Raw genomic sequence first — 1,922 nt, forward strand, 5'->3', positions numbered from 1 at the left:
GTCCCGCCGCGATGCGACGGGCCCTGCGCCGAGCCCGCGACGGCGTCACGTTGAACGTCGACGAGGCCACCGTCCTGCTGCATGCCACCGGCGACGACCTCGCCGATCTGTGCGCCAGCGCCGCCAGAGTCCGCGACGCGGGCCTGGAATCGGCGGGCCGCCCACGCACGATCAGCTATTCGCGCAATGTGTTCATCCCGCTCACCAAGCTGTGCCGGGACAAGTGCCACTACTGCACGTTCGTCACCGTGCCCGGCAAGCTGCGCGCCGAGGGCAAGGGCATGTTCCTCGAACCCGACGAGGTGCTCGAGATCGCCCGTCAGGGTGCTGCCCTGGGATGCAAGGAAGCGCTGTTCACCCTGGGCGACCGGCCGGAGGACCGCTGGCCGGAGGCCGCGCAGTGGCTCGACGAGCGCGGCTACGACTCCACCCTCGACTATCTGCGCGCCGTCTCCATTCTCGTGCTGGAGGAGACCGGCCTGCTGCCGCATCTGAACCCCGGCGTGATGAGCTGGAACGAGATCTCCCGCCTCAAGCCTGTCGCCCAGTCGATGGGCATGATGCTCGAAACCACCGCTACCAGGCTGTTCACCGACAAGGGCGAATGCCACTACGGCAGCCCCGACAAGGATCCGGCGGTCCGGCTGCGCTCGATCACCGACGCGGGCAGGCTCTCGGTGCCCTACACCACCGGCATCCTGGTGGGCATCGGCGAGAATCTCACCGAGCGCGCCGAGTCGATCATGGCGATTCGCAAGCAGCACCGGGAGTTCGGGCACATCCAGGAAGTGATCGTGCAGAACTTCCGCGCCAAGGACGACACCGCCATGCGCGATGTTCCCGATGCGGGCGTGGCGGAGTTCCTGGCGACCGTCGCGGTGACGAGATTGCTGCTGGGCCCGGATGTCCCGGTGCAAGCCCCGCCGAACCTGGTGTCGCACAGTGATTGCCGGGCGCTGATCGACGCCGGCATCGACGACTGGGGTGGGGTGTCGCCGGTGACGGTCGACCACGTCAACCCCGAACGTCCGTGGCCGAATCTGGACACCCTGCGCGAGATCACCGAGGCGGCCGGGTTCACCCTCGTCGAGCGCACCTCCGCGCACCCGAAATACGTTCGCGCGGGCCATCCGTGGATCGATCCCCGGATCGGCGCGCACGTCGACGCGCTCACCGACCCCGCGACGGGCCTGGCCAGGCCCGAGGCCGTGCCGGTCGGCCTGCCGTGGCAGGAACCCGACGAGTCATGGGATTCGGTCGGCCGCGTCGACCTGAACACCGCCATCGACACCGAGGGACGAAATACCGACAGCCGCAGCGATTCCGGGCTCGGTCAGGAAGTCGTCGGCGCGTTCGGCGACTGGGAGACGATTCGCGAACACGCCCGCGACCTGGCTGTCGTCGCGCCCGAGCGGCTCGATTCCGAGGTGCTCGACGCCCTGCGCGCCGCCGAGAAGGACCCGGCGGGTCTCACCGACGATCAGTACCTGGCCTTGGCCACCGCTGATGGCGCGAACATGGAAGCTGTTGCCGCACTGGCCGACTCGTTGCGACGCGAGGTCTCCGGCAACGAGGTCACCTATGTGGTGAACCGCAATATCAACTTCACCAATATCTGCTACACCGGCTGCCGCTTCTGCGCCTTCGCCCAGCGCAAGGGCGACGCGGACGCCTTCACCCTCAGCACCGACGAGGTCGCCGACCGCGCGTGGGAGGCCCACGTCGACGGCGCCACCGAGATCTGCATGCAGGGCGGCATCGACCCCGAACTCCCCGTCACCGGCTACGCCGACCTGGTCCGCGCCATCAAGGCGCGGGTGCCGTCGATGCACGTCCATGCCTTCAGCCCGATGGAGATCGTCAACGGCGCCTCGCGCGGGGGCCAGAGCATCCACGACTGGCTGTCGGCGCTGAAGGAAGCC

General features: G+C 68.5%; 1 protein-coding gene. It reads left to right on the forward strand.

What is annotated here, in order from left to right; all coding sequences use genetic code 11:
- On the forward strand, positions 1 to 1,922 hold a 1,922-nt coding region (locus tag ACFWF3_RS34145; protein ID WP_379318149.1), incomplete at both ends, for a bifunctional FO biosynthesis protein CofGH.

The organism is Nocardia sp. NPDC060220 (assembly GCF_042727815.1).
Taxonomy (GTDB): Bacteria; Actinomycetota; Actinomycetes; order Mycobacteriales; family Mycobacteriaceae; genus Nocardia.